Below are 25,283 nucleotides of genomic sequence, written 5' to 3'. Positions count from 1 at the left end.
GTTCCCGGTAGGCTTCAGGTTCGCGGACAGACCGCGAGCCGAACTGCCCGACGACCTTCAGGAGGACCCCGGTGACCGAGCAGGCTGCCGAGGCCAATGGTGCTGTCGCCGCACCCCAGCGGCGGGTGCTCGTGGCCGAAGACGAGGCCCTCATCCGGCTGGATCTCGTCGAGATGCTCCGTGAAGAGGGTTATGAGGTGGTCGGTGAGGCCGGGGATGGCGAGCAGGCCATCAACCTGGCCACCGAGTTGAAGCCCGACCTGGTGATCCTCGACGTCAAGATGCCCAAGCTCGACGGTATCGAGGCCGCCTCCAAGATCACCGGCGACCGGATCGCGCCGGTCGTCATCCTGACCGCGTTCAGCCAGCGCGACCTCGTCGAGCGGGCCAGGGACGCGGGCACGATGGCGTACCTGGTCAAGCCGTTCGCCAAGCGTGACCTGGTGCCGGCCATCGAGCTGGCCGTGAGCCGGTTCGCCGAGCTTCAGGCGCTCGAGTCCGAGGTCGCGGGCCTCACGGACCGGCTCGAAACGCGCAAGGTGATCGACCGCGCCAAGGGGCTGCTGATGAGCCGTCAGGGGCTCACCGAGCCGGACGCGTTCCGCTGGATACAGCGCACCGCGATGGACCGCCGGACCACGATGAAGGCGGTCGCCGAGGCAGTCGTCGAAAGCATCGGCTGACCCCAACGCCCGTGAAGGCCACCTCCGTCGCCGGAGGTGGCCTTTTCCGGTTCAGAGTCCGCTTGCCGCCCGCATCACCCAGTGGACGTCGGTGTTCTCGATCGTGCCACCCAAACGGGTGGAGCCGGGGCCTTCGGCGGTGACCGGGGTGTCGGACCCGGTGTGGTCGTGGGTCGTCCAGTCCACGGTGAAGCGGAGCTTCGAACCCGGGACGTCGAACGGCCCGTCCTGGTCAGGGTCGGTGTCGGAGGCGTCGTAGTTCTCGATGGCCAGCCCTCCGGTCTCGTGGTCGCCGCCGATGATCACCAGTGTGTCGGGATGCGCGCGGGCGAACCGCATGACCTCGGCGACGGTGTCGTCGAGCGCGCGGCCCGCGTCGATCACGCCGTGCGCGTTGTTCTCGTGTGACATCCCGTCGGTTCCTTCTTCCTCCAGGAAGAGAAAGAAGCCGCGCGGGTTCTTGGAGAGGGTGTCCAGTGCCTTGCGCGCCATCTGCTGGAGCGGCACCCGCGGCGCGTACTTCCCGACGCCGTCCGGGCCGTAGTCGACCATGTCCTCGTTCGCGAACAGGCCGAGGATCCGGTTGGCCCGCGTGGTCCGCAGTTCGTCGCCGTCACGCACGTAGGTGTAGCCCGTTCGCTGCGCGCGTTCGACCAGGTTGCCGTACGGGCTGCGGCTCTCCTCCCCCGGTTTGTCCGGCCACAGCCCGGGGTTCCCCTTCGGATACCACCAGTCCTCACCGCCGCCGAGCAGGACGTCCGGGCGGCTGTTCTCGATGTACTGCTTCGCGATGTCGCTCTGCGAGTCCCGGCTGGGGACGTGCGCCGCGAAGGCCGCGGGCGACGCGCCGGTCACCTGCGCGGTCGTCACCAGGCCGGTCGACTTCCCCGCCCGCTTCGCCCGTTCGAGGATCGTCTCCAGCGGGCGCCCGCTGGAATCCACGCCGACGGCGCCGTTGCGCGTCTTGTGCCCGGTCGCGAATGCGGTGGCCGCGGCGGCCGAGTCGGTGACGATATCTTCGGGGTCGGCCGAGGACGTCCGTACGAGGCCGGTGACCGCGAGCCCGTCCATCGCCAGTCTGCCGTTCTTGCCCTTGAGCGCCAGCCGAAGCAGGTCACGCTGGCCGAGGCCGAGGCCGTCCCCCTGGATGTAGATGATGTTGCGTGCCGAGCGCGCCGTCGTGGTGTCCGCGACGGCGGCCGAACCACCGCACAGGACCACCAGAACCGTCGCCGCCGCCAGACCACGTCCGCGCACATCGCCTCCTTTAGTTAGGAACCTTTCCTAACAGAGAAGCCGCGCGAAGGCCAGAGGCGCTCAGCCACACAGGAGGCCGGGTCGTGGGCGTGGATCTTCACCGCGCCGTCCAGGGGCGGCTGCCGATGGAACGACTTCAGCGTCCTCCTGGTCCGGTTCGTCCACTTTGGTCACCCCGGCCCCGACCTTCGACAGGCGGAAAGGACGGCACCGTAGTCCGCCGCGGAACCAGGCCAAAAGACATACCCACGATCGGTGAGATCCAGACCACACGATCGGGTCGTGACGATCGCGGTGCGGCTGGGTCTATGGAGTGTGGAAGCAAAGAACTTCCACCGCAGGCAACGGAATCCGAACCGAGGAGATCGCGATGACGAACACCGCCACCACCGCCAAGCCGAACTCGAACTCCGCCGCCCCGGCCGAGAACAGCGCGCTCGTCACCACGCAGGGCGTGACCACGATCGCCGACACCGTCGTGCAGAAGGTCGCGGGCCTCGCGACCCGCGAGATCACCGGCGTCCACGCGCTGGGCGGCGGCGCCGTGCGGGCGTTCAACGCGCTGCGTGAGCGCATCCCCGGCGCCACCGCGTCCGCCGGGCAGGGCGTCTCCGTCGAGGTCGGCGAGCGCCAGGCCGCGGTCGACCTGCAGATCGTCGTCGAGTACGGCGTCGCGATCGCGGATCTCGCCAAATCGGTGCGCCGCAACGTGATCGGCGCGGTCGAGCAGATGACCGGGCTCGAGGTCGTCGAGGTCAACATCAACGTGTCCGACGTGTACATCCCGGGCGACGACGACAACGACGAAAGCACCGAATCCACCCGCGTCCAGTGACCATCGGCGCCGGTTCGCGCCCGACAGCAAGGAGAACGTTCATGAACGCCACCCACCTCGGCCTGCTGACCGGTCTCGTGCTCGGCGTGGCCGGCGCGTTCGGCGGCTTCGGCGCCTTCCTCGTCGTGCTCGTGCTCGCCGTCCTCGGCCTGCTGGTCGGCCGGTTCCTCGACGGCAAGCTCGACCTTTCGGCCCTGGCGGGCCGCGACAGGGGCTGATCGCCATGACGACCATGACCGCCGCCGCGCCCGGAACGGACGGGCGCGGCGCCCTGACCGTGGCCGACGGCGCCGTCGAGCGGATCGCCGCCCGGGCGATCACCGAGCTCGACGGCGTCGGCGGCGCGGCCTCCCGCGTGCTCGGGATCGCGGTCGGCGGTGAAGACCTCGACCAGGGCGCCAAGGTGAGCGCGCACGTCACCGGCTCGACGGCCACTTTGGACGTCCGGCTCTCGGTGAAGTACCCGCTCTCCGTGCGCGCCACCACCGAAAGCGCGCGAGAGCATCTGATCCGCCGCGTGGGCGAACTCTCGGGCCTGGCCATCACGCGGGTCGACATCACCGTCACGGCCCTGCATTCCACGGAGACCGAAACGAGGAGGGTCCGATGAAACGGCGCCCGCGCCGCAGTGTCCCGGCCGTGCTGGTCGCCCTCGTGGTGCTCGCCGGATGCGTGCTGGCCGCCATCGTCGCGGTCCAGACGATCATCGGCGAAAAACCGTGGCTCAGCTACGACGCCGTCGCGTCCGCCCTGCACGACACCCGATGGAGCGATCCGCTTCCGCCGATCGCGGGCGGCGTGGTCGCGCTGCTCGGTCTGCTGCTCCTCGTGGCCGCGATCGTCCCAGGGCGGCCCACCGTGCTGCCGCTCGAAGGCGGCACGGACTCCGGGGCCTCCCGGCGCAGTTACCGGTCGACGCTGCGTACCGCGGCGTCCACTGTGGATGGTGTCTCGGCGGCGAAACTGAAGGTCAAGCGGAGCAAGATCGTCTCGGTGGTCACCACCGGGCGGACGAACACCGCCGGACTCGCCGACGCCGTCCGCGCGGCCATCGAGCACCGCCTCTCGCAGATCGGCCCCGCCACCGTCCCGGCCGTGCGGGTCCGGGTCAAGGCCACCAGGAGCGCGTCATGACCGACCTCAACCGCCCCGCCCGGCTGAACCGCACCCTGCTGGTGCTGACCGGAATCGTGTTGCTCGCCGCCGGCGGATTCGCCGTCGGCACCCATTTCGGCCGGATCCCGCTGCTCGATCCGGGCACCCCGCTCGTCCCCGGCACCGCCATGCCACCCGGATGGGTCTGGTACGTCGTCGCCGGGGTCGCGGTGGTGGCCGGTCTGCTGGCGCTGCGCTGGCTGATCGCGCAGCCCGTCCGCAAACCGAAGTCCCACACCTGGCACTTCGGCCAGGAGACCGGCGAGACCACGCTGGCCGCGAGCACCGCGGTGGAACCGTTCGCCGCGGAGGTCGCGACCTACCCCGGCGTCCACGCCGCGCACGCCACGCTAGGCGGGTCCCAGGACGCGCCGGTGCTGGCCGTGGTGCTGAGCGCCGAACAGGACGGCGATCTGGCCACCATCCGCGAGCGGATCACCGCAGAGGGCCTGCCGAGGCTGCGCCAGGCGTTGGATCTCGGCGAGCTTCCGATGACCATCGAGTTCCGCTTCTGGGCGAAGGCCGGATCCCGGGTTCAGTGAGTGGTTTCCGAGCAGGGCGGACCGGGAACACGGGTACGCCGCGCAACCACCTTCCGACCGCTGAGGAGTACCCGCATGTCCGTCGTCACCCGAGCCGCCGACACCGTGCTCGACCGGACCTTGCTCGGGTACGGCAACATCGGGTACTCCCTGCGCCGGCACTGGTGGCCCGGGGATCCCGCGCCGGACGCGCTCGCGGGCAAGGTCGCCGTGGTGACCGGCGCCAAAGCGGGTTTGGGGAAGGCGACGGCCATCGGGCTGGCGAAGCTGGGCGCGACCGTCCGTATCGCGATCCGCGGCGACGGCGACGCCGCCCGCGCCGAGATCGAGCGGGCCGCGCCCGGCTCGCGGATCGTCGTCGACCAGTGCGATGTCAGCCTGATCTCGTCCGTGCGCGACTACGCCAAAGACCTCGACGGTGAGGTCGACGTTCTCGTGCACAACGCCGGAGTGATGCCGGCGGAACGCACGGAGACGGCCGAGGGCAACGAACTCATGCTGGCCACGCACGTGCTCGGCCCGCATCTGCTCACCGCGTCGCTCCGGCCGAAGCTCGCCGACGGCGCGAGGGTGATCTGGGTCAGCTCCGGTGGCATGTACGGCCGGCCGCTGCGCGCCGACGACCTCCAGTACCGCCGCGACGAGTACAAGCCGGCGGCCGGATACGCACGCACGAAACGGATGCAGGTGGTGCTCGCCGAACTCTGGGCGGACCGCCTGGACGGCTCCGGGATCACCGTGCACTGCGCTCATCCCGGCTGGGCCGACACGCCAGGAGTCGCGACCTCCCTGCCGACGTTCCAGAAGCTGACGCGACGCATCCTGCGGACTCCCGAGCAGGGCGCCGACACCTTCGTCTGGCTCGCCGCCGCCGAGGAACCGGCCCGGTACAACGGGATGTTCTGGCACGACCGTGTCCAGCGGCCGACGCACTACCTCGGCAAGACCCGGGAAACCGCCGCGCAGCGCCAGGAACTCTGGCAAGCCTGCGAGCGGCTCACCGGCTCTTAGACCAGATCCACCATGACCACCGCCGGAACGGTCGGGGCAGGCGAGCCCCCGGCGGGTTCCGCGGTGATGCCGACCCGGTCGATCCCGCCCGGCAGATCCGCGAGCACCGGCCGGGTCCGATGTGGACCGTCCGGCGCCAGCAGGCCCGCCGAATGCACCCCGCTCTTTCCGATGAGCCAGACCTGATACGCCTTGCCGGGCGCCAACGGTGGAAGGTCACCGGCCAGCACGACGATCTTGCCCTTGCCGTGTGAGGTCACGACCGTGGTGTTCCCGCGTTCGGCGCTTTTGGCCGTCGAGGCGTCGGGCGCGGTGAGCACCGCGTTCACCGAGGCCAGCTGGCGCTGAGCAGGGTCGGTTCCCGGATCGGTGGTCGTGGTGACCAAGCCGAACACCAGCGCTCCGACGGCGGCCGCCGCGGCACCCCAGAGGGCGATCCGCGTCTTCACCGGCCCATCCCGACGCGCGACGGCGACCAGCGGAGGCCATTGACGGGTGTGGGCGACCTCCGTGAGCGTCGCTTCCCGCAGCCTCGGCGGTGGCGGGGTGGCGAGCGCCGCCCCCAGCCGCGCGGCGGCCTCCCGGAGCTCCCGCACCTCTTGGCCGCACGCGGGGCAACCCCGCAGATGCCGCTTGAAGGCCGCGGCTTCTTCCTCCGGGACGGCGTCCACGGCGTAGGCCCCGGTCAGTGTGTGCAGTTCCGCCGTCATTGCCCGACCCCCAAGCAGTCGCGCAGCCGGATCAGGCCGTCGCGGATGCGGGTCTTCACCGTTCCGGGCGCGGTCTTGAGCACTTCCGCGACTTCCGGGTACGTGTAGCCGTTGTAGTAGGCCAGCACCACCGATTCCCGTTGCAAGTCGGTCAACGCGGACAGGCACTGGCGCACCCGTTGCTGTTCCAGATTGCTGATCGTCGACTCGGCGACCTCGTCGAACGGGCGGCGGAAGTCGAGTCTTCCCGCGCGATCGTCCCGGTCGAGCGCGGCCTGATGCGAACGCACCCGGTCCACCGCCCGCCGGTGCGCGATCGTGAGCACCCAGGCCAGCGTGCTCCCCTTGCCCGGTTTGAACCGGGCGGCCGTCCGCCACACCTCCACCAGGACCTCTTGGGTGACCTCCTCGGCGAGCGTGCCGTTGCGGACGACCCTGTTCACCACGCCCCACACCGGTCCCGCCACGACGTCGTACAGGTCGGCGAACGCCTGTTCGTCACCTGCCGCGACCCGTTGCATCAAACTCGCCTCGGCCGGCTCCGCTCCGGTGCCGCCGCTTCCGCGCGGACTCGTCCGCACTCCCTCGACCATCAAGCCGCCTCCACCTCACCCGACGCCCGGCTACGCGGTTCCGTGGCGTCCGGGAGGGATTCGGTGCCGAGAGCGGATCGGACTGGTCCGGGTCTAACCCTGTTCTTCGAGCACGCTGTCCATAGTGGACTTCAGATGCCGCAGGAAGGCCTCGAACCGTTCGATCTCCTCCGCGGGGTACTCCGCCACCAGCGCCGCGAGCCCGGCGCTGAACGGACCGAAGAACTCGCGTGCGGGCCCCTGGATGTCCGGGCCGCTGCGCAGGGTCACCCTTCGCCGGTCGCTGTTCTCCCTGGTCCGCACCACGTAACCGAGGCTTTCCAGCCGGTTCAGCAAGTTCGTGGTCGCGCCGGAGGTCAGCGCGATGCGGTCGCCGAGCCGGGCCGGGGACAACGGCGACCCGGTGTCTTCGGCGTAGAGGATCTCCACCAGCGCGGCGGCGTCGGTGGCGTGCAGGCCGAGCCAGTCCGCGAAACGGCGGGTGAACTCGGTGTAGTTCGCCCCGAAGCTCCGGAGGCCGTCCAGCAGCGACGCACTCCGCGCCGCGACGTCGTCCTCCATCAGCCCTCCTCGGATCCGTGCGCTTTGACAACCTACCGGCTCCGAAGATACCTTCATGATGAAGCTACTTTCCCATGAAGGAGTATTTGTGCTCCCCGATCCGTTCGCCGCGACGACCCGCGGCATCACCGAACCCGACCCTGTCCGCCCCGCGCTGCGGGCCGCGGGCCCGCTCGTCGAAGTGGCCGCCCCCGACGGCGGAAGCGCGTGGATAGTCACCGAGGAGAAGTTGGCCCGCGAGGTCCTGGCGGACCCTCGCTTCGCGAAGGATCCCGCGTTCGCCCCCGAGGGCTGGACCAGGTTCGAACAAACCGCCGCCGAACAGCCGTCCCTCACCACACTGGACGGCCCCGACCACGCGCTCTTGCGGCGTGCGCACGCCCCTTTGCTGAGCGCCAAACGAATCCAGGCGCAATCCGACCGGATCCACCGGATCGCCCGGACACTGCTGACGGACCTCGGCGACGGTACGGTCGACCTCATGGACGGGTTCTCCACCCGTTTCCCGCTCACCGTGCTGCTCGACCTGCTCGGTATCCCGCTTCACCTGCTCGACGTCGCCGTCGACGCGTGCCGTCGCATGTCCGACCCCGAACCGGGCGCCCAAGGCAAGGCCATCGCCGCGATCGCGGACCTCGCCGCCGCGGGGCTGACCCCGAACCGGACGGGGCTCGCGACGGAACTACGCGACAACCTTCCGCCGGAGACGTCCGAAGAGGACCTGCGGTATCACCTGTTCGCGTTGATCTTCGCCGGGCAGCTGACCACCGACGCCTCGATCGGCTTCCTCGTCTCGCGGCTCTTGAACGGGGACACCACCCCCGAAGGCCACCTGGTCCGGGAAACGCTTCGGGTCCACCCGCCCGCACCGTTCACGCTCTGGCGGTTCACGACCACGGAGGTCGTCCTCGCCGGAATGCGGCTCCCCGCCGGGGCTCCGGTGCTCGTCGACATCCAGGGCATCAACACCGACCCGGCCAGGGAACCGGGCCCGGACCTGACCTTCGGCGCGGGCCCGCATTTCTGCGTCGGCGCCCAGCTCGCGCAGCTCGAACTGCGGGCGGTGGCGTCGGTTCTACGCACGGACTTCCCCGAAGCCCGGCTCGCCGTGCCCTACTCCGAACTCCGGCAGACGTTCCTCGGCGGCATCCAGGGAACGCGGCTCACGAGCCTGCCGGTGGTCCTGCACGAATAAAAGCGGGCCGGGGCGCGGAAATCCGCCGCCCCGGCCCGGAAAACACTACTTCTTGAAGGTGTCGCGGAGCTTGTCCGCCGCGTCACCGACGGCGTCCTTCACATTCTCGACCGCGCCCTTGAGACCGGCCTTCGCCTGGTCCGCCTGACCTTCCGCGCGCAATTCGTCGTTGCCGGTGGCGTCGCCGGCGGCCTCCTTGGCCTTACCGCCGAACTCCTCGGCCTTGTTGCTGATCTTGTCGCCCAACGACATCGGGTCCTCCTCCGTCCGCGGCGCCCGGATCGTGCGCCTTACGTCCGAAGGACGAACGAAGATCAGGATTCGTCACGCGCACGGACGGGTGATCGTCCTCACCCGACGCGCCAGGGCATGTACTGGAGCGTCCAGGTGTTGCCGTCCGGGTCGCTGAACGCCGCGTAGAAGACGCCGCCGATGTCTTCGACCGGACCGACGTCGGCACCCTTGGCGACGAGGGCGGCGCGGGCCTCCTCGATGTCGGCGACCACGAGATGGAGCCCGCGCAGGGACCCGGCAGGCATGTCCAGCGACGGGATCCCGGTGGCCAAGGTGATCGAGCAGGCCGAACCCGGCGGAGTGAGCTGGACGATCCGGACCCCGTCGGCGGGCCGCACGTCGACGTCGACATGGAAACCGAGCTTCTCCGTGTAGAAATCCTTCGCCCGGTCGATGTCGCTGACCGGCACCGGGACGAGTTCGAGCAGGAACTTCCCCGGCGGAACCGGAGGCGCTGGCTGGGAGTCGGTCACGGGCGTGCCTTTCGTCGGAGGGCGCTCACTCGAGCAGAGACGCCACAGCGGCCGCGAACGCTTCAGGAGCCTCCTGGGGAACGTTGTGGCCCACCCCTGGCAGAACCCGATGCTCGTACGGGCCGGTGAAGTACTCGCGGTCGCCCTCCGCGCTCGGGCCGCCGATGCCGTCGTCCCCGCTCTCCAGCACCACCGTCGGCACCGTGATGACCGGCTCCTCCGCGATCAGGTCTTCGAGCGCCTGATACCGCGGATCGCCTTCCGCCAAGCCGAAGCGGTGCCGGTAGGAGTGGATGACGACGTCGACGAAGTCCGGGTTGTGGAGGCTGGGAGCGCTGGCCGGGAACGCCGCGTCGGCGCCGGTCCAGGTCGGCGACCAGGTGCGCCACAACAAGGCGCACAGCTCGTCGCGGTTCTCCGCCAGCCCGCGCCTGCCCCGCTCGGAGTGGAAATAGAACTGATACCAGTAAGTGCGTTCCCACTCCGGCGGCGCGGGTTCGCCGGCGTAGGCGAGGTTCTGGACGTTGTAGCCGTCCACCGAGACCAGCCCGCGCACGCGCTCGGGCCGGAGCGCGGCCGTGATGCAGGCCGCGCGGCCGCCCCAGTCGTATCCCGCGACGACGGCCTTCTCCAGCCCCAGCGCGTCCATGAACTCGAGCAGGTCCTGCGCGAGGGCGGCCTGCTGTCCGGAGCGAAGTGTCGCCTTGTCGAGGAAATGCGTGCCACCGAACCCGCGGAGATAGGGGACGTACACGGAGGCTCCGCCCGCCGCGAGGAGCGCGGCGACCTCGTCGTAGGCCCGCACGTCGTACGGAAAGCCGTGGAGCAGGACCACCGGCGGCCCGCCCGCTTCACCGGCGTGTTCGTACTCGATCTCCAGGACCGGCGTGGTGACCCGGCTCGCCGCCATCAGCCGGACCAGCCGCTCAACCGGCTCAAAAGCCGTTCCAGGACTTCGGGATCGGCGCCGACGGGCTCGCCGGAGACGGGTTCGTCCACCAGGGTGCGACGGTCGCCCCGCCTCGGCAGCTGGACCTGTCCGGCCGACAGGCCACCGGGCAGCGGCAGCTCGCACCAGAAGGTCACGCCACCGGTCTCGCTCGGCGCCACCCCGGTCCGCTCACCCGGTGCGGGTGTCGGCACGGGAAGCCCGTCCAGCTCGTGGTCGACCTCGATGACCAGCACGTCCGACCGCAGGCGCAAGCGCAGTGTCAGGAAGGGCGGCTCCTTCGGATCGGCCGCGTCGACCAGCGTGCCCACCAATCCGGCGGCGGCGGTCTTCGCCTGATCGAGCAACGGCCGCAAGGACCAATCCGACAAGATGAGACGGACGAAGAGCTCGGAGCACAACACGGCATTCGGTTGTGCCACCAGCCGGAGGTCGTCCACCTGGGAAGTGCGCGCGCTCAAACCAAGGCCTTCCTCGTCGACGTGCGAGCGTGCATCATGCCACTCCATCCGGTGAACCCTTCACGCCGCCTCACGCAAGCCTTTGGCCCTGTGGAGTCACTCGTCTTTGGCTCTGTTCGCCGGACCAAAAAGCGCGCACAGTGATCTCGTGAGCATCGCCTTCCTGATCACCACGCTGGTCGTGGTCGCCACGCCCGGTACCGGCGTGGTCTACACCCTTTCCGCCGGACTGGCCCGGGGCAGACGCGCGAGCGTCATCGCCGCGCTGGCGTGCACCCTCGGTATCGTCCCGCACATGGTCGCCGCGATCACCGGCCTCGCGGCGCTCCTGCACGCGAGCGCGGTGGCGTTCGAGATCATCAAGTATCTCGGCGTCGCCTACCTGCTCTATATGGCGTGGGCGACGCTGAAGGACCGCGAAGCGATCGTCGTGGACGGCGATCCCGAACCCGCGTCGACCCTGCGGACGATCACCTCAGGCGTGCTGATCAACGTCTTGAATCCGAAGCTGACCTTGTTCTTCTTCGCGTTCCTGCCGCAGTTCGTCCCGGCGGGCGAGCCCGGTTCGATCCCACGGATGCTGCTGCTGAGCGGGGTGTTCATGCTGGCGACCTTCGTGGTGTTCAGCGTGTACGGCGTCCTCGCGGCCGGCGTGCGGCACCACGTCCTTTCCCGGCCGCGCGTGCTCGACTGGCTCCGGCGGATCTTCGCCGGTTCCTTCGCCGCGCTCGGCGTCAAACTCGCGTTCACCACCCAGTAGACAGGTTCAGCATGCGACTCCAGCACCACCCCGAGATCCGCGCCGCCCACCCCGGCCTCGCCGTCGGCACGCTGCGGGCCACCGGTATCACCCCGGACATGCCGGTCGACCTCGAGAAGTTCCTCGCGCGGGCGACGCGACGGCTCGCGGACGGGCCCGAATCGGAACTCCCCGAGATCCAGGCCTGGCGGCGGGCGTTCGCCAAGATGGGCCTGAAGCCGACGCAGTATCGCTGCGCGTCGGAGTCGTTGCTGCGCAGGCTGCGGAAAGAAGGCACGCTCCCGCGGATCCATCCGGTGATCGATCTCTGCAACGCGGTTTCGGTCGCCTACGCCATCCCGGTCGCGGTTCTCGACGTCGCGAAGATCAGCGGCTCGCTGGAAGTCCGCCAGGCGCGGGGCGACGAGAAGTACGTGACCTTCGCCGGCACGGTCGAGCAGCCGAATCCCGGCGAGGTGATCTTCGCCGACGAGGACGGTCAAGCCCACGCGCGCCGATGGACGAACCGGCAGAGCGGGCATTCCGCGGTCTCCGCCACGACGTCCGACGTGCTGATCGTTTCCGAGGGGCTGCACGCGACGGCGGCCGAGGACGTCCGGCTGCTGACCGAGGCCATCGCGAGCGAACTGGCGACGGCGGGAGTCGTCACGATGCCTTGAGCGCCTTTTCCAGGCCGGCGCGGGTCATCTTCGACCGCCCCTTGATGTTGCGCTCCCGTGCCAGCTTGTCCAGATCCGCCTTCGACAGCGAGGACAGGTCCTTCTTCGCTGCGGCCTTCTTCGCTGGCGGCTTCTTCGCCCCGGACTTCTTCTTGGCCTTCCCGCTCTCCACGCTCTTCGAAAGCGCCTCGAACAGGTCGACGACCTTCGTCGGCTCACCGGGTTCGGTCGCGGGCGTGATGGTGTCGCCCTTCTTCTTGGCCTTGATCAGGTCCCGCACGCGGTCGGTGTAGGTGTCGCGGTAGTCCTCAGGCCGCCAGTCGTCGCTCATCGCGTCGATCAGGTTGACGGCCATGTCGAGTTCCTTGCCGCGCGCCTTCGCCTTGCCCGGCAGGTCCGGCAGCTGCTCGGCGGGATCCCGCAGGTCGGCGGCGAAATGCAGGGTATTGAGCACCATCACGCCGTCCCCCGAGCGGACGAGCGCCAGGTACTCGCGTCCGCGCATGACGAACTTGGCGATCCCGGCCTTGCCCGACGAGTCCATCGCCTCGAGCAGCAACGCGTACGGACGTTCGAACTCGTCTTTCGCGGGCGCGAGCCAATACGTCTTGTCGAAGAACATCGGGTCGATGGCGTCCAGCTCGACGAAGCTCTCGATGTCGAGCGACTTCGACCGGCCGGGCGCGATCTCGTCGAGTTCCTCGGGTTCGACGACCACGTATTCACCGTTGCCGAGCTCGTACCCCTTGACGATGTCCTCGTAGCCGACTTCCTTGCCGGTGCGCTCGTTCACCCGCCGGTACCGGATGCGGTCCTCGGTTCCCCGCTGGAACTGGCGGAAGTGCACCGTATGGTCTTCGACCGCGCTGTACAGCCGGACCGGCACCGTCACCAGACCGAGCGAAAGCGAACCGCTCCAGACCGGACGCATGGGCACTCCTCTCCTCCAGCGGGCTGGTACCCGGAATCGCGGCGGATCACACCTGGTCAGAGGCTGAACGCGAGGGACTGCAGGAGGACGACCGCGAGGAACACGAGGGTGAAGGCGAGGTCGAACGCGACCCCGCCCGCCCGCACCGGGCGCACCACGCGGCGGACCGGCGCCAGCACGGGCTCGGTCAGCCGATGGGCGATCCCGCGGACCCGAAAGGCCCAGCCGGGCGGCCGGGTGGAGAGAGTGACGACCCAGTCGAGCACCATCCGGGCGATGAGCACGATCAGGAACAGGGTGAGCAGGTAGCCCAGCAGATCACCTAGAGCACTCATGACGGCACACTCCTCTTTGGTCCAGTGTGCCGCGCTTTGCTGGGAGCAGCCTGTGACAGAAGGAAAGGGCTACCAGGGCGGTTGGCCACCCCCAGTACGAAGGCCAACCGCCGCGGAGCCCCTACACACGGTTCGGCGCGCTGCCCCGTCGCGCCGACCCGCCAGCTGATGTCTTCAGCTTTCCAAGGCCCTGCATCGGAATTACATCGGCTCTCCACCGCAGGGCATCCGCGCAGTTCAGGAGTGGCCCGGCGTAGAATCGGACCTGTTTCAGGGCAGCCCCGAGCCCGCCTGTTAGGCCGAATGCAGTAAGGCGCGCCCCGCGCCGATCTGGCTGGAGGCCGATGCGGTGGGCTAGGGTGCCGGTCAGCCGCCGAACGGACTGGAGGTAGTGCGTGAGCACGCTCACGGTCTCGGACGACATAGTCGCATATGACCGCTGATCGTTTACCCGATTCGGCGGGATCGCCCACCGGCAGCACATCCCAATCCCAGCTCGGCTTCTCCGTTCTCGGCCCGCTCGAAGCCGAGGTAGACGGCGTCCCCGTCCGGTTGGGCGGACGCCGTGAACAGCGCCTCCTCGCCGCCCTGCTGATCAACGCGGGCAGGCTGGTCCCGGTGTCGTACCTGATCGGCACGATGTGGCCGGAGAATCCGCCGAAGACCGCGGTCCGCCAGGTCAGCAACGCGATCGCGCGGCTGCGGCACGATCTCGGTGTGGCCAGGTCCGCCGTGGTCACCACCGGCTCGGCGTACCGCGTCGTCATCAGCAGCGCCTCACTCGACTCGGCCCGTTTCGAAGCGGACTACAACCAGGGCGCCGAACTCCTGTCGGCCGGGCTGATCTCCCAGGCCGCCGCCAAGCTGGCGGACGCGCTCTCGCTCTGGCGCGGCCCGGCGTTCGACGGTCTCGAAGGCGACGCCATCGAGCAGACGGCGCGACGGCTCGACGAAGAACGCCTGGCCGCCTCCGAGCTCCTGATCGGCGCCAGGCTCCGGCTCGGTGAAACCGAAGCGGCGGCTCGCGAGGCCTTCGACCTCGCCGCCTGGCATCCCACGCGCGAGACCCTGCAGTGCCTCACCATGCTGGCGCTCTACCGGGCGGGCCGCGGCGCCGACGCGCTCCGGACGTTCGACCGGACCAGGGTCGCGCTCGCCGAGGAGCTCGGCGTCGACCCGAGCACCGAACTGAGCGCGCTCCACCAGCAGATCCTGCGCACCGACGCCGAGCTGATGACGGACAGCGCCCTCGTCCGGTACGGCGTCGGCGGGCTCCGGGCCGGAATGGACACCAGTGGACGGCGTGAGGACGCGGACGCGCAGAAGGCGCTTTTCCCCCGCCCCGCACAGCTTCCCGCGGACCTCCCCGCGTTCGGCGGCCGTGCCGCGGAACTGCGGACCGTCCTCGAGATCGGCCAGGCAGGCTCCTCGGCGGGGCCGAGGCTGATCGCGATCGACGGGATGCCCGGTGTCGGCAAGACCGCGCTGGCCGTCCACGCCGCGCACCGGCTCGCGCCGCTGTTCCCCGATGGGCAGCTCTTCGTGAACCTCGAAGGGTTCTCGCCCGCGGGCGACCCGATCGATCCGGGAGTCACGCTCGAGGCACTGCTGCGGTCGCTCGGCATCCAGGGTTCGGACATCCCGGCCGGGACCGACCAGCGCGCGGCGCTCTTCCGAAGCTGTCTCGCCGGCAAACGCGTGCTTTTGGTGCTGGACAACGCCATCGGGGCGGCGCAGGTGAACCCGCTGCTGCCCGGTTCGGCGAGTTGCTGCGTGCTGATCACCAGCCGCACCCGGCTCGTGGACCTCGACGGCGCAGAGCTGCTCTCGCTGGAACCGTTCAGCCGGGCCGACGCGGTGGAACTGCTCGGCCGGATCGTCGGGCCCTCGCGGTTGCGGCGGGAATCCCCGGACGCGGCCGACCAGGTGGCGAGCCTGTGCGGTGATCTCCCGCTCGCGCTGGCCGTCACGGCGAGCAGGCTGCGCGCGCGGTCGTCGTGGACGCTCGACTTCGTCGCCAGGCAGCTGCGCGACGAACGGAACCGGTTCGGCGAGCTCACCGCCGGCGAACGCGACGTCGCGGGCGCGTTCCGGGTGTCCTATCTGAACTTGACCGAGACCGAACGCCGGGTGTTCCGCCGGCTGAGCCACCATCCCGGCGCCGCTTTCGATCTCCACTCGACGGCGGCCCTGGCGGAAGTGAACCTCGGCGAGGCCCGCCGCCTCGCCGAACGCCTCGTCGACGTGAACCTCCTGCGCCAGCCGTCGATGGACCGGTACGAGATGCACGACCTGCTCCGCAGCTACGGCCGTGAGCTCCTCCTCGCCGAAGAGCCCGAGCACCAGCGCGAGGCGATGATGCGGCGGCTGTTCGACTACTACCGCAGCACCGTCGCGGCCGCGATGGAGTTCATCGACCCGGACTCCGAAGACGAGCCGGGCGGCCTCGAGGTCCCGAAGAGCGAGTTCGGACAGTCCTTCGCCGACTACGACCAGGCCGCGCGGTGGATGGACAAGCAATGGCAGAACGTGCTGCCGGTGGCCGTCGCGATGAACAACCACCAGCAGTACTCCGACCTCGTGCCCTTCTGTTCGGCGGTGTGGCGTTACTTCGACAACCGCGGCTACTACCGGCAGGCCAGGGAGCTGGAGACCCTCGCCCTGTCCGCGGCGCGGGTCACCGGGAACGTAGTCCTCGAGTACCAGGCCCTGCACATGTACGCGCTGACCCTGTGGCGGCTCAACGAGTTCACCGAAGCGAACCGGCTGTTCAACGAGGTGTTCGAACTGGCCGCGACCACCGGCGACATCCGGATGCAGTGCCGGGCAAGAGGCAACTCCGGGGTCACCCATTGGCTCAAGGGCGAGTCGGACCAGGCGATCGAACACCTCGGCTGGGTCCGTGAGACCGCCCATGCCCATGGCAGCGTGCTCATCGAAGCTCGCGCCAGGCACCGGATCGGGCTGATCCACACCGAGAACAGGCGTCATCCCGAAGCCGCCGAGGAACTCGACCAGGCGCTGAGGCTGGCCCAGGAGAACGAATCACCCGATCTCGAGGCGGAATGTTTTCTCGCCCTCGGTATCAATTCGCGCGGACTCGGTGACGGCGCGCTCGCGGTCAGTCAGTTGACGACCGCGGTGGAAGTACTCGAATCGACCGGGAATCGCAGCATGCTGCCCATCGCCCACAAGGAGATGGCGTTCGCGTTCGACATTCTCGGTGAGCGACTGAATGCGGACCGTCATCGCCGGTTCGCATTGCGCCTCTACACCGATCTCGGCATTTCCGAGTCGCCCGAGGTTCGCGAACTCAAACAGCGCCTGAACGATTACTCGGCGTAATTGTCGGTTCTGCTCCGGTACTCTGTTGGCGTAGGTATATTCGCTTGACCGGAGTAACCGCTCACGGAGAGGATCGGCGGCATGCACGACGAAGACGACGACGAGTTCTTGTACGAGCTCGAAGCCGAGTACAAGGCACAGAGCACCTGGGGCGGATTCGAACCGCCTCCGCACGGCGGGCCTCCTTTCCGCTCGCAACGCTGAATGACCAGACGTATTCGGAAAGTATTACTGGGGACTGGGGCACAAGACATTCGATGCTGGTCAGGGTTTCCTCGTGTGGAACGCTTTATTGGTCCGATGGTGACGTCGTCTGGGACGATCACCTCGGCCATCGCCAGCTGAAACTCGCCGAAGGAACCGAACGCGTCCTGCGTTGGTTCAGTTCTTGGCGAGAACCGGAATCGGTCCGCGCCGCGGACGAGAATCCCGAGATCGGGGAAAGGCTCGTCCGTATCGCGCGAGCGATGATCCGGTATGACGTGCTGGTGGTCAAAGGTTCTTCCCGGCAACAACGGGAAGAGGAGATCCTTAGGGATTGGGGCCCTTGGGGAGCGTCCGCGCGGGCGTTTCACTTCGGCACCCGCTCCTTGCGGGAAACCGAGTTCACGACCAGCGAAATGACGGCGAAAACCTTACTGGAGAAGGCGAAGGCCAGCCCTCCGCCTTCTCCGGTGAGGCCGTCCGGTGAGCACGACGCGATAGCGCTGCCCGAACCGTCGCCGGAACCTCTGAACGCGATCGCCTTGGGCGACGCGCTGAACCAACGCAGAAGCGTCCGCGAGTTCGGCGAAGAACCCTTGCGGCTACGCGATTTGAGCGCACTCCTCACATCGGCCCGGCCGACGAGACCCGAAACGCATTCCGACATCCCCGCCACCGGGAATGTCTTCAAGACGAGCCCGTCGGGCGGTGCCAGGCATCCGACGGAGGTGTACGTCTACGCGCGGAACGTCGAGGGCCTGGATCAGGGTGCCTATCACTACGACGGTTTCCGGCACCGCCTCACGCCGCTGGACGGCAAGATCGACGACGACGAACTGATCGCCCTCGCCGGCGACCAGCAGTGGACCCGGAACGCCGGCGCGCTGCTGATCTACACCAGCGTCATCGAGCGGAACCAATGGAAGTACCCGATGAGCCGCACCTATCGGGTACTGCTGATGGACGTCGGCCACCTCAGCCAGACCGTGTACCTGATGGCCGCCGCGCTGGGACTGAACGTCACGTTCACCGCGGCGCTTCGCGACGAACTGGTCGAAGATCTTCTCGGCTGCGACCCGGCCAGCGAACTGGTGCTGGGCATGTCGGTGGTGGGCACTCGTTTGTGAGTACCTGAAGGGCTTTGCCGTTTTTCGGCGATGGTGCCTGGCTGCAGCAGCGGCCCCCCGGCCGGGAAGCTGTATTCGATCTGCGACAACTACAGACCTCACGGCAAAGCCGAGCTCACCACGTGATGCGCCCGCGCCGAGCCGATCGGCCCGGGAACCCGAGCCGATCGGCGGGTGAGGCCGGTTACGGGTAGTACGGGTTGTCGTAGCCGTACTCCTTGCAAGAGTCCGCCCCCGGCCGGATGTCCGTGCACACCCGCAGCGTGGGACCGTAGATGCCGTTGCTGTCAGATCCCCCGATGCCCTTCCAGGTAATGGTCTTGCCGCAGCCCTCGTTGTTGTCGCGCCGCTTGCCCTGCCACTCGCTCGTCCACCCCTTGTTGATGATGAAGTAGAAGTAGACGGGGTTCCCGTCGCACTTTGCGTCCTTCAACGTGATGTCGGCCTTGAAACTGCCCCGGCCGGTCCACGTCAGCGTCCCGCTGACGCTCGCGCCGCCGTCCGGCGACGCCCCGGAGATGGATTTCGACTGGTCCGCCGCCGCGGATCCCGCGCCGGCGAACGCCAGCGCGAGCATCATGAACACCGACACAAGACATGCGACGACCCTCGAACGAACTCTCATGACAATCCCCTCGTGATCTGCCGACAGCGCCCGGACCAGGCACCTATCGGGGCTGATACGGACTCGCGTCATCTGCTTCCCCGCCCACCTCGGGCGAGGCACCTACGATCCTGGGAGCGCTTTCATTCCGCTTTCATGGCATGAAAGCCAAGGCAACGTGGCTTTGAACCCACTGCCCGCGCTGCCTTCGCGCAGTCAGCAGGCCGCCGGTTCGCGGCCGTGCGCCTGCCTGCGTCACGGACCACGGCCTGCTCCCGCGTTGTTGTGGTCCGATCCTGCGGCCGGGCAGCGTTGACCTCGGGTGACGTCGACAGGCCAGGACGAAGGATGCCGGGCACGAGCAGCAGCGTCCGAATGATTCGTCGTTCACCGGGTGGGAACGAACGGCGTCCGGACCATGGCCGTGCTGGTGCCGGGCTGTGGCGAGGGCGGTTGCCTCGACCTCGTTACCTACCCCTCGGTCGCAGCGGAAATCACCGCGATCTCGCCCGCGGACCGGCCCTTGCGACGAGGCCGGCACGATCCCGACCGCCGCAGCCGCACCCGATCCCAGGCCGTTCTCGTGATCTTGACCAGCCGCCGCGCTTCGTCGGGCTCCAACGGGTCACCGCGTCAACATTCCTTGATGAGGCACTAGCCATGACCGTATTTCGGCGACCACACCTGGCAGCGCGGCCGCGTGGTGAGCCGAAACCTCGGAACCCGTTCCTGCCATAGCCGTATTCCGGCAACGAAGCTGAGACCCAATGCGTCGATCACCCCATCGCGCCGAGGCGGCGTGGCCGTTTTTCGGCGGCCGGTTCAGGATGGTGGCTCTTGGGTGCGGGGTTCGTGCAGTGGTGGTGGTGTGCTGTTGTAGCTGTGTCCGGTGGGTGTGGTGATGGTGAGGGTGCCGTCCTCGGCGAGGTGGTAGATCCAGCCGGGTTCGTCTTTCAAGCGGTGGTCGCGGCGGCACAGGTCGACGAGTTCGGTATCGGCGGTATGGCCGCCGTGCTGCCACGGCACCGAATGGTCGAGGTCGCAGGCTTGGGCGATGCGGTGGCAGCCGGGTCTTCGGCATTCCCGGTCCCGTACCCGCACGAACTCGCCCAACCCCGCCGTCGGCCGATACCGATTCCGACCCAAATCCAGAACCTGCCCCGACAAAGGGTCGGTGACGATCCGCCGCAACACCGTCTCCGGCCCGGACGCGATCCGCCGAGCCAGCGACGCCGGAATATGCCCATGCCCGACCAATTCTGCCGGATCCTCGTTCACGCCCAGGTAGGTGTTCAAATCCATGTAGAGGAACACTTCGGACCGTTCACTTTTGCCGCCTTGTCCGCCCAACATCAGGTCGAGGGCGATGTCGGCGCGCAGCTGATCCAGGGTGCGGGTCTCGTTCCCGGTTTTGAGGGCGCGTGCCTCACGGTCGATCCGCGTGTAGGCGGCGGCGACCTTTTCCACGGGGCCGTCTTCGACCTCGATCGAGGCGACTCCGGTCTCGCCGTGGCGGATCGACAACCGGCGCCCGGCACGATGCCGCTCCGCGCGCCGGGCGGCACCCTCACGGTCGGCCATCACCGCCGCGTGATTGGCCGCCTTCCGGATCTGCTCCGAATTCCGGCCCGGCAGACGATCCTCCAACACCTCGTCCACCGCGCGGGCGTCCTCGTCCGACAGCCACGCGGTCGCGGTGGCGACCTTCATCGCCCCATAGCCACCCACCTCCCCGCGGTCCAGCAACCCCAGTGTGCGGGGCAGGCGGGTGGTCAGCGCCACTGCCGTCGACACCAGACCCGCCGCGTGACCGTCCACAACGGACAAGGCGAACGCGATCTCCTGCACCACACTAGAAGCGCCGTCACGGTGGCGGTTCAGCTGCGCCAAAGCGCGGAACCGGACCGCCTCCAACCGCGCGATCCCTTCCGACGCGGCCACGGCAGCGTCGACAGCATCGTTGTCCTCCAACGAATCCAGCGAAGCATTGACCTCCTGCAACACATCAGAAGCAGTGATTTCCTTGAGTAGCGCCACAGTGGCGTTGCGTGTGTCCACACACAGAAGCTACAACCGACCACCGACAATTCCGGACCGGCGACAGTTTCCGTTATATGGCAACAGAATCTTCAGCCACCGCCCGACTTCCGCAGACCGAAGCGAAGCAACAGTGACCCAGTCGCCGATCACCTCACACCACCCCCGGAGACCAGGAACTGCGGCACCGCCACCTCACCGATCCGATCCGCCAGCCGGATTTCCCCTTCCGCCACGGAAACCGCGCCGACCCGGACAGCCACGTCCACCAGCCCGTGCAGGAACGACTCCCCACCGAGGAACCCGATCACGCCCTCGACCGACACCTCACGAAACCGTTTCCGGTGAGCAGCCGCCGGAAACCGCGCGCGATCTCCCGGGTCAGCGCCGGGTAGGAGGAATCGATCACCAGTGCCTCCCAGCCGGGCCCGGACACCACGATCCGTCCGCCGGGGACCAGGACCCGCCGCGCCTCGGCGAGGGCGGCCTCGGGGTCCGCGAGTTCATGGAACACCTTGCCCGCCCGATGACCCGCGAATCCACCGTCGACCGGCAACGCGTAGGCGCTCCCGATCAGGAAATCCCGATCGGGTGAGCGCCGCCGGGCCTCTTCCACCATCTCGGCCGAAAGGTCGACACCGACGGCGGGGAAACCCAGCGACGACAACTCGGCTACGGCGAGCCCGGCACCACAGCCGACGTCGATTACGGCGCAGCCGGGTTCGAGCCGGAGCAGTTCGTAGGTCCGGGCTCGCAGTTCGACGGCTCCCGGCAGGGCATCAGCGGCGTCGAGCCGCTGCACCATGGACATACCGGGGATCGTCCGACTTGATGACGACATGAAGTCGAGCACCTTGAGCGTCAGCGAGGTCGCGGCGCGCTTCGGCCTGGCGACGCACGTCTTGCGCCATTGGGAATCCGTCGGCCTCCTCAAGCCGGCGCGGGCGGGCGACCGGCGCCGATACGACGACAACGACCTCTACCGCATCGCGATCATCCTGCGCTCGAAGGAAGCGGGCCTGAGCCTCGAAGGCATCCGTGAGATGTTCCGCGTGCTACAAGAAAGAACTCGAGCAACGTATCGCGGCCGCACAGTCCTCGCTCACGATCGTCGACTGCGCGCTCGGGTGCGAGCACGACGACTTGACCCGGTGCGCGCATTTCCGGGAGGCGGTGGCGCGCGCCGGATGACCTCGGCCCGCGCCACCGTCCCGGCTCAGCCGAGCAGGGCGCGCATCTCGGTGATCTCGGCCTGCTGACCGTCGATCACCTTCTGTGCCAACGCCTTCACCTCGGCGTTCCTGCCCTGCTGCAAGGCGGTCTTCGCCATCTCGAGCGCGCCTTCGTGATGTTCGACCATCATCTCGAGCCACTGCTTGTCGAACGCGGCGTCCTTGGCTTTGCCGAGTTTCTCCAGATCGCCCTCGGTCATCATGCCGGACGCGGAGCCGTGTCCGGAGTGCTCACCTGACGGCGCCACTCCCCAGCCTTTCAGCAATCCGTTCAGCTGCTGGATCTCCGGATCCTGCGCCTTCTGGATCCTCGTGGCCAGGTCGACGACCTTCGCGTTGCGAGTGCGGCCGTCGACGAGTTTCGCCATCGCGAGCGCTTGTTCGTGGTGCGGGATCATCCCTTGCGCGAACGTGACGTCGGCCTGGTTGTGGCCGGCCTGCTGGGGATCCGGCGCCTTCACCGTGGACGTGGCGGGTCCGGTGGAAGCGGTGTCGGAGCTGGCACAACCGGTGAGCACGGCGAAGGAGGCCAGGGCGGCGAGCGCGGCCCCGGCCAGTTTCTTGTTGTTCATGGTTCTTCCTCGAATCGGTTTCGGGCAGGGCGGGACGAACCCGCCTGTCACACCCGCAACACGCAAAGGAGCGACAATCGTTCGGGCATCGGTCTCCAGCGCGGCGGATCACGGCCCGACGCCGAACCGCCGACGCGCCTCGACTTCCAGGTCGCCACCGTCCGTCCGGTCCGGACGAGCAGCCAGGAGACGATCAGCAGCACGGCCGCGGCGAGCACCGCGAGACACAGATGCAGTCCATTGTGTCCACCGTCGTCGTGCGAAGGCGCGTCCGCGCAACACGGATCCGCCATCGCGACGGCGGAGTGCCCCGCGTCGTGGCCGGATTCGGCGACGACGTGGTGCATACCCACCAGACCCAGCGCCACCACGCACAACAACAGCCACCGCAGTGCGGCCGGGTACGAGGACTGGGTCACGGCTCCACCGTAGCCGGATTCAGCGCGGCGCCGGACGGTGGGGTTTCCCCACGGCGGCCGGGGTCGCGCACACCGAACCGGCGCACGCCCATGAGATCGTCAGTGGGTGACACTGTCCGACAACGACCTCCGCGCCGTCCGCGCCCACGCACAGCTGCTGACCGTGCCTGCCACGGACGTGCTCGCCGTGGTCGGTTCCGTCGCCGCGGTCCAGGCTCAGTCGACGCCCGCCGCCCGCCTCGCGATCCGGGCCCGTGGCCGGGGGCTGACCGCTTCGGACGTCGACGCGTCCCACGCCGTCACACGCACCTGGCTGATGCGCAAAACGCTCCATCTCGTGCCGACGGCGGATCTCCGCTGGCTGAACCGGCTGTTCGGCCCGCGTAACGCCCACGCGGGGCAAGGACGACGCAGACAGCTGGGCCTCACCGACGAACTCTGCGAACTCGCGCTCGGGAAGATCCAGGACCTCTTGCCGGGCAAGGCACTCACTCGGCAGGAGATCCTGGACGGCCTGGCCGCCGAAGGCATCACGCTCGACGCGAAGTCTCAGGCACCCGCCCATCTCCTGGCGTACGCGGCCAACCGCGGACTGGTGTGCCGAGGCCAGGACACCGGGACGGAGCCGACGTACGTGCTCCTCGACGAATGGGTCACCGGGAGCCGCACGCCGGACGAACCGCATACGGAGCTCGCGCACCGGTACCTGACCGCCTATGGCGTCGCGACCTCCGAGGACTTCAGCGCCTGGTCCGGGCTTCCGATCAGCCTCTGCCGCAAGGCTTTCGCGGCATTGGACCCCGTTCCCGTCGGCGATGGCTTCGCCCTCTCGGAGACCGATCTCTCCGCTCCGCCGTGTCCCCCGCGCCTGCTCGGCGCCTTCGACACGTACCTGCTGGGCTACCGTGACCGCGGGCTGCTCCTCGACCCGGCCGAGGCGAAACGCGTCAACTCCGGCGGCGGGATGATCGCGCCGACCGTGCTGATCGACGGCCGGATCGCCGGAACGTGGCACACCAAGCGGACCGCGAAGCTGACGAAGGTCGTCGTGGAGCCCTTCGCCACGCTTCCGCGGTCCGCCATCGCCGGACTGGAGTCCGAAGTGGACGATTACGGCCGCTTTCTCGGGGAAACGGCCGTCCTCGTCAGTTGAGGGAGCGGAAGAACTCCCGCACGTCCGTGACCAGGATCTCGGGTTCTTCCAGCGCCGCGAAATGCCCCCCGCGATCGACATCGGTCCACCGCACGATCGTGTGGGCGTCTTCCGAGTACCGCCGGATCCCGACGTCGTGCGCGAAGACCAGCGCCGCCGTCGGCACGCCGGAGTTCTTCTCGACGGCTCCCCAGGTTTCCGCCTGCGCGTAGCCGACGTACGCGGACGAAGCCGCCGTGCCGGTGAGCCAGGTGAACATCACGTTGGTCAGCAGCCGGTCCTTGTCGATGATCTCTTCCGGCAAGGTCGGGCGGGGATGCGTCCACTCACGGAACTTGTCCATGATCCAGGCCAGCTGCGCGACCGGGGAGTCCACGAGTCCGTAACCGACGGTCTGCGGCCGCGTCGACTGGATCGCGATGTAGCCGAACTCCTCCTGCATGAACGCCCCGATCCGCTTCACGCGATCGCGTTCGACGTCGGTGAGCGAAGCGAGTTCCTCCTCCGACAACGACATCGGCGGCATCGGGGTCAGTCCGCCGTTGACGTGCACGCCGATCACCTTGTCCGGCGCGGACCTGGCCACCTCCGGCGACACGGAAGCGCCGAGGTCGCCGCCCTGCACGCCGTAGCGCTCGTAGCCGAGGCGGCGCATCAGTTCCGCCCATGCCCGGCCGACCCGCGGCATGGTCCAGCCGGAATCCGAGACAGGGCCCGAAAAACCGAAGCCGGGCAGCGAAGGGATCACGAGGTGGAACGCGTCCGCCGGGTCGCCGCCGTACGCCTTCGGATCCGTGAGCGGGCCGATGACGTCGAGGAACTCCACCACCGATCCCGGCCAGCCGTGCGTGAGGATCAGGGGCGTCGCGCCGGCTTCGGGCGAGCGGACGTGCAGGAAGTGGATCCGCTGGCCGTCGATGACCGTGGTGAACTGCGGGTGGCGGTTGATCTCGCGTTCGGCGGCGCGCCAGTCGTAGCCGTCGCGCCAGTATTCGGCGAGTCCGCGCAGCCAGGCCACCGGCACTCCGGTGTCCCAGCCGTCCCCGGGGAGCGGGGCGGGCCAGCGTGTGCTGTCGAGCTTCGCGTGCAGTTCGTCCAGCTGCTCCTGCGGGATGTCGAGGCGGAAGGGGCGGATCTCGGTGTTTTCCATGAAGCCCACGTTACGAGGTATTGCGGACAGGTTCGG

The 25,283-nt window shown here is 68.5% G+C and carries 32 protein-coding genes; 15 read left to right on the top strand and 17 right to left on the bottom strand.

Annotated elements, in window-relative coordinates:
• Positions 1 to 71 precede the first annotated feature (71 nt).
• Positions 72 to 683 carry an ANTAR domain-containing response regulator gene (locus tag BLW75_RS38840; RefSeq protein ID WP_005157321.1) on the top strand — a complete coding sequence of 204 codons (612 nt, stop codon included), beginning with the start codon at positions 72 to 74 and terminating at the stop codon, positions 681 to 683.
• Positions 684 to 734: 51 nt separating this feature from the next.
• Here BLW75_RS38840 and BLW75_RS38835 read toward each other — a convergent pair whose 3' ends face one another.
• Positions 735 to 1,940, bottom strand: coding sequence for an alkaline phosphatase (locus BLW75_RS38835; protein WP_034320833.1), 1,206 nt, complete (start codon positions 1,938 to 1,940; stop codon positions 735 to 737).
• A gap of 370 nt (positions 1,941 to 2,310) precedes the next feature.
• Between BLW75_RS38835 and BLW75_RS38830 the strand changes: the two genes are divergently transcribed.
• The 6 genes from BLW75_RS38830 (at position 2,311) to BLW75_RS38805 (ending at position 5,483) form a co-directional block, all read left to right on the top strand.
• A complete protein-coding gene (locus BLW75_RS38830) occupies positions 2,311 to 2,775 on the top strand; it encodes an Asp23/Gls24 family envelope stress response protein (RefSeq protein WP_034320828.1) in 465 nt (154 codons plus the stop codon).
• Between the two features lie 41 nt (positions 2,776 to 2,816).
• A complete protein-coding gene (locus BLW75_RS43065) occupies positions 2,817 to 2,993 on the top strand; it encodes a hypothetical protein (RefSeq protein WP_005154991.1) in 177 nt (58 codons plus the stop codon).
• A 5-nt stretch (positions 2,994 to 2,998) separates the two neighbouring features.
• Positions 2,999 to 3,385 carry an Asp23/Gls24 family envelope stress response protein gene (locus BLW75_RS38820; RefSeq protein WP_034320825.1) on the top strand — a complete coding sequence of 129 codons (387 nt, stop codon included), beginning with the start codon at positions 2,999 to 3,001 and terminating at the stop codon, positions 3,383 to 3,385.
• Complete coding sequence (locus BLW75_RS38815; RefSeq protein WP_034320822.1) at positions 3,382 to 3,909, top strand: DUF6286 domain-containing protein; 528 nt, start codon at positions 3,382 to 3,384, stop codon at positions 3,907 to 3,909. Before BLW75_RS38820 ends, BLW75_RS38815 begins: the two co-directional genes overlap by 4 nt.
• Positions 3,906 to 4,472: an Asp23/Gls24 family envelope stress response protein gene (locus BLW75_RS38810; RefSeq protein ID WP_034320820.1), complete on the top strand. Its 567-nt coding sequence runs from the start codon at positions 3,906 to 3,908 to the stop codon at positions 4,470 to 4,472. Before BLW75_RS38815 ends, BLW75_RS38810 begins: the two co-directional genes overlap by 4 nt.
• Positions 4,473 to 4,547: 75 nt before the next feature.
• Positions 4,548 to 5,483, top strand: coding sequence for an SDR family NAD(P)-dependent oxidoreductase (locus tag BLW75_RS38805; RefSeq protein WP_034320816.1), 936 nt, complete (start codon positions 4,548 to 4,550; stop codon positions 5,481 to 5,483).
• On the opposite strand, the gene BLW75_RS38800 is transcribed toward BLW75_RS38805, so the two are convergent.
• The 3 genes from BLW75_RS38800 to BLW75_RS38790 form a co-directional block, all read right to left on the bottom strand.
• Positions 5,480 to 6,193, bottom strand: a complete 714-nt coding sequence (locus tag BLW75_RS38800; protein ID WP_034320812.1) for an anti-sigma factor — start codon at positions 6,191 to 6,193, stop codon at positions 5,480 to 5,482. The genes BLW75_RS38805 and BLW75_RS38800 overlap by 4 nt on opposite strands.
• On the bottom strand, positions 6,190 to 6,786 hold the full coding sequence (gene sigK, locus BLW75_RS38795) for an ECF RNA polymerase sigma factor SigK (RefSeq protein WP_034320809.1): 597 nt from the start codon (positions 6,784 to 6,786) through the stop codon (positions 6,190 to 6,192). Before sigK ends, BLW75_RS38800 begins: the two co-directional genes overlap by 4 nt.
• A 93-nt stretch (positions 6,787 to 6,879) precedes the next feature.
• Positions 6,880 to 7,347 (bottom strand): MarR family winged helix-turn-helix transcriptional regulator, encoded by a 468-nt coding sequence (locus tag BLW75_RS38790; RefSeq protein WP_034320806.1) that lies wholly within the window; start codon positions 7,345 to 7,347, stop codon positions 6,880 to 6,882.
• A gap of 88 nt (positions 7,348 to 7,435) precedes the next feature.
• Between BLW75_RS38790 and BLW75_RS38785 the strand changes: the two genes are divergently transcribed.
• Positions 7,436 to 8,542: a cytochrome P450 gene (locus BLW75_RS38785; protein WP_034320803.1), complete on the top strand. Its 1,107-nt coding sequence runs from the start codon at positions 7,436 to 7,438 to the stop codon at positions 8,540 to 8,542.
• A 45-nt stretch (positions 8,543 to 8,587) separates the two neighbouring features.
• Here the strand turns inward: BLW75_RS38785 and BLW75_RS38780 are convergent, their stop codons facing one another.
• The 4 genes from BLW75_RS38780 to BLW75_RS38765 all read right to left on the bottom strand — a co-directional run bounded on the left by BLW75_RS38780 (position 8,588) and on the right by BLW75_RS38765 (position 10,719).
• The gene (locus tag BLW75_RS38780) at positions 8,588 to 8,794 is read right to left on the bottom strand and encodes a CsbD family protein (protein ID WP_034320799.1); all 207 of its coding nucleotides are present in this window, start codon (positions 8,792 to 8,794) and stop codon (positions 8,588 to 8,590) included.
• Positions 8,795 to 8,892: 98 nt separating this feature from the next.
• Positions 8,893 to 9,309, bottom strand: a complete 417-nt coding sequence (locus tag BLW75_RS38775; RefSeq protein ID WP_091599278.1) for a VOC family protein — start codon at positions 9,307 to 9,309, stop codon at positions 8,893 to 8,895.
• Positions 9,310 to 9,334: 25 nt separating this feature from the next.
• Positions 9,335 to 10,219, bottom strand: a complete 885-nt coding sequence (locus BLW75_RS38770) for an alpha/beta fold hydrolase (RefSeq protein ID WP_034320796.1) — start codon at positions 10,217 to 10,219, stop codon at positions 9,335 to 9,337.
• Entirely contained in the window at positions 10,219 to 10,719 is a 501-nt protein-coding gene (locus BLW75_RS38765) for a hypothetical protein (RefSeq protein ID WP_034320793.1), read from the bottom strand. Before BLW75_RS38765 ends, BLW75_RS38770 begins: the two co-directional genes overlap by 1 nt.
• Positions 10,720 to 10,867: 148 nt before the next feature.
• On the opposite strand from BLW75_RS38765, the gene BLW75_RS38760 reads away from it, so the two are divergent.
• Entirely contained in the window at positions 10,868 to 11,479 is a 612-nt protein-coding gene (locus BLW75_RS38760) for a LysE family translocator (protein ID WP_034320968.1), read from the top strand.
• Between the two features lie 11 nt (positions 11,480 to 11,490).
• Complete coding sequence (locus tag BLW75_RS38755; RefSeq protein WP_034320790.1) at positions 11,491 to 12,138, top strand: B3/B4 domain-containing protein; 648 nt, start codon at positions 11,491 to 11,493, stop codon at positions 12,136 to 12,138.
• On the opposite strand, the gene ku is transcribed toward BLW75_RS38755, so the two are convergent.
• Positions 12,125 to 13,069: a non-homologous end joining protein Ku gene (ku, locus tag BLW75_RS38750; protein WP_034320787.1), complete on the bottom strand. Its 945-nt coding sequence runs from the start codon at positions 13,067 to 13,069 to the stop codon at positions 12,125 to 12,127. The two genes, BLW75_RS38755 and ku, sit on opposite strands and share 14 nt — an antisense overlap.
• A gap of 56 nt (positions 13,070 to 13,125) precedes the next feature.
• Positions 13,126 to 13,404, bottom strand: coding sequence for a YggT family protein (locus tag BLW75_RS38745; RefSeq protein WP_034320785.1), 279 nt, complete (start codon positions 13,402 to 13,404; stop codon positions 13,126 to 13,128).
• A gap of 432 nt (positions 13,405 to 13,836) precedes the next feature.
• On the opposite strand from BLW75_RS38745, the gene BLW75_RS38740 reads away from it, so the two are divergent.
• From BLW75_RS38740 to BLW75_RS38735, 3 genes are all read left to right on the top strand, one after another.
• Entirely contained in the window at positions 13,837 to 16,749 is a 2,913-nt protein-coding gene (locus tag BLW75_RS38740; RefSeq protein WP_034320784.1) for an AfsR/SARP family transcriptional regulator, read from the top strand.
• Between the two features lie 81 nt (positions 16,750 to 16,830).
• On the top strand, positions 16,831 to 16,953 hold the full coding sequence (locus BLW75_RS44045) for a hypothetical protein (protein ID WP_255632439.1): 123 nt from the start codon (positions 16,831 to 16,833) through the stop codon (positions 16,951 to 16,953).
• 53 nt (positions 16,954 to 17,006) lie between these two features.
• Positions 17,007 to 18,080, top strand: coding sequence for a SagB/ThcOx family dehydrogenase (locus tag BLW75_RS38735; RefSeq protein ID WP_034320781.1), 1,074 nt, complete (start codon positions 17,007 to 17,009; stop codon positions 18,078 to 18,080).
• A 184-nt stretch (positions 18,081 to 18,264) separates the two neighbouring features.
• On the opposite strand, the gene BLW75_RS38730 is transcribed toward BLW75_RS38735, so the two are convergent.
• The 4 genes from BLW75_RS38730 to BLW75_RS38720 form a co-directional block, all read right to left on the bottom strand.
• A complete protein-coding gene (locus BLW75_RS38730) occupies positions 18,265 to 18,705 on the bottom strand; it encodes a hypothetical protein (protein ID WP_241783997.1) in 441 nt (146 codons plus the stop codon).
• A gap of 801 nt (positions 18,706 to 19,506) precedes the next feature.
• Positions 19,507 to 20,742, bottom strand: a complete 1,236-nt coding sequence (locus BLW75_RS38725) for an HNH endonuclease signature motif containing protein (RefSeq protein WP_244175794.1) — start codon at positions 20,740 to 20,742, stop codon at positions 19,507 to 19,509.
• A 128-nt stretch (positions 20,743 to 20,870) separates the two neighbouring features.
• The gene (locus tag BLW75_RS43820; RefSeq protein ID WP_241784194.1) at positions 20,871 to 21,047 is read right to left on the bottom strand and encodes a hypothetical protein; all 177 of its coding nucleotides are present in this window, start codon (positions 21,045 to 21,047) and stop codon (positions 20,871 to 20,873) included.
• Entirely contained in the window at positions 21,029 to 21,532 is a 504-nt protein-coding gene (locus BLW75_RS38720) for a methyltransferase domain-containing protein (protein ID WP_241784192.1), read from the bottom strand. Before BLW75_RS38720 ends, BLW75_RS43820 begins: the two co-directional genes overlap by 19 nt.
• On the opposite strand from BLW75_RS38720, the gene BLW75_RS38715 reads away from it, so the two are divergent.
• A complete protein-coding gene (locus BLW75_RS38715) occupies positions 21,525 to 21,980 on the top strand; it encodes a helix-turn-helix domain-containing protein (RefSeq protein ID WP_241784190.1) in 456 nt (151 codons plus the stop codon). The two genes, BLW75_RS38720 and BLW75_RS38715, sit on opposite strands and share 8 nt — an antisense overlap.
• Here BLW75_RS38715 and BLW75_RS38710 read toward each other — a convergent pair.
• Entirely contained in the window at positions 21,938 to 22,525 is a 588-nt protein-coding gene (locus BLW75_RS38710) for a DUF305 domain-containing protein (RefSeq protein ID WP_034324454.1), read from the bottom strand. The two genes, BLW75_RS38715 and BLW75_RS38710, sit on opposite strands and share 43 nt — an antisense overlap.
• A 47-nt stretch (positions 22,526 to 22,572) precedes the next feature.
• Positions 22,573 to 22,944, bottom strand: a complete 372-nt coding sequence (locus tag BLW75_RS38705; RefSeq protein ID WP_034324451.1) for a DUF6153 family protein — start codon at positions 22,942 to 22,944, stop codon at positions 22,573 to 22,575.
• Positions 22,945 to 23,050: 106 nt separating this feature from the next.
• On the opposite strand from BLW75_RS38705, the gene BLW75_RS38700 reads away from it, so the two are divergent.
• Positions 23,051 to 24,097 carry a winged helix DNA-binding domain-containing protein gene (locus BLW75_RS38700; protein ID WP_034324449.1) on the top strand — a complete coding sequence of 349 codons (1,047 nt, stop codon included), beginning with the start codon at positions 23,051 to 23,053 and terminating at the stop codon, positions 24,095 to 24,097.
• On the opposite strand, the gene BLW75_RS38695 is transcribed toward BLW75_RS38700, so the two are convergent.
• Positions 24,090 to 25,247: an epoxide hydrolase family protein gene (locus BLW75_RS38695; RefSeq protein WP_034324458.1), complete on the bottom strand. Its 1,158-nt coding sequence runs from the start codon at positions 25,245 to 25,247 to the stop codon at positions 24,090 to 24,092. The genes BLW75_RS38700 and BLW75_RS38695 overlap by 8 nt on opposite strands.
• Positions 25,248 to 25,283: the final 36 nt, after the last annotated feature.

The sequence above is a fragment of the Amycolatopsis lurida genome, from assembly GCF_900105055.1.
Lineage (GTDB): Bacteria > Actinomycetota > Actinomycetes > Mycobacteriales > Pseudonocardiaceae > Amycolatopsis > Amycolatopsis lurida.
The sequence above is the reverse complement of the archived record's forward strand: the minus strand, read 5'-3'. Positions and strand labels throughout refer to the sequence as shown.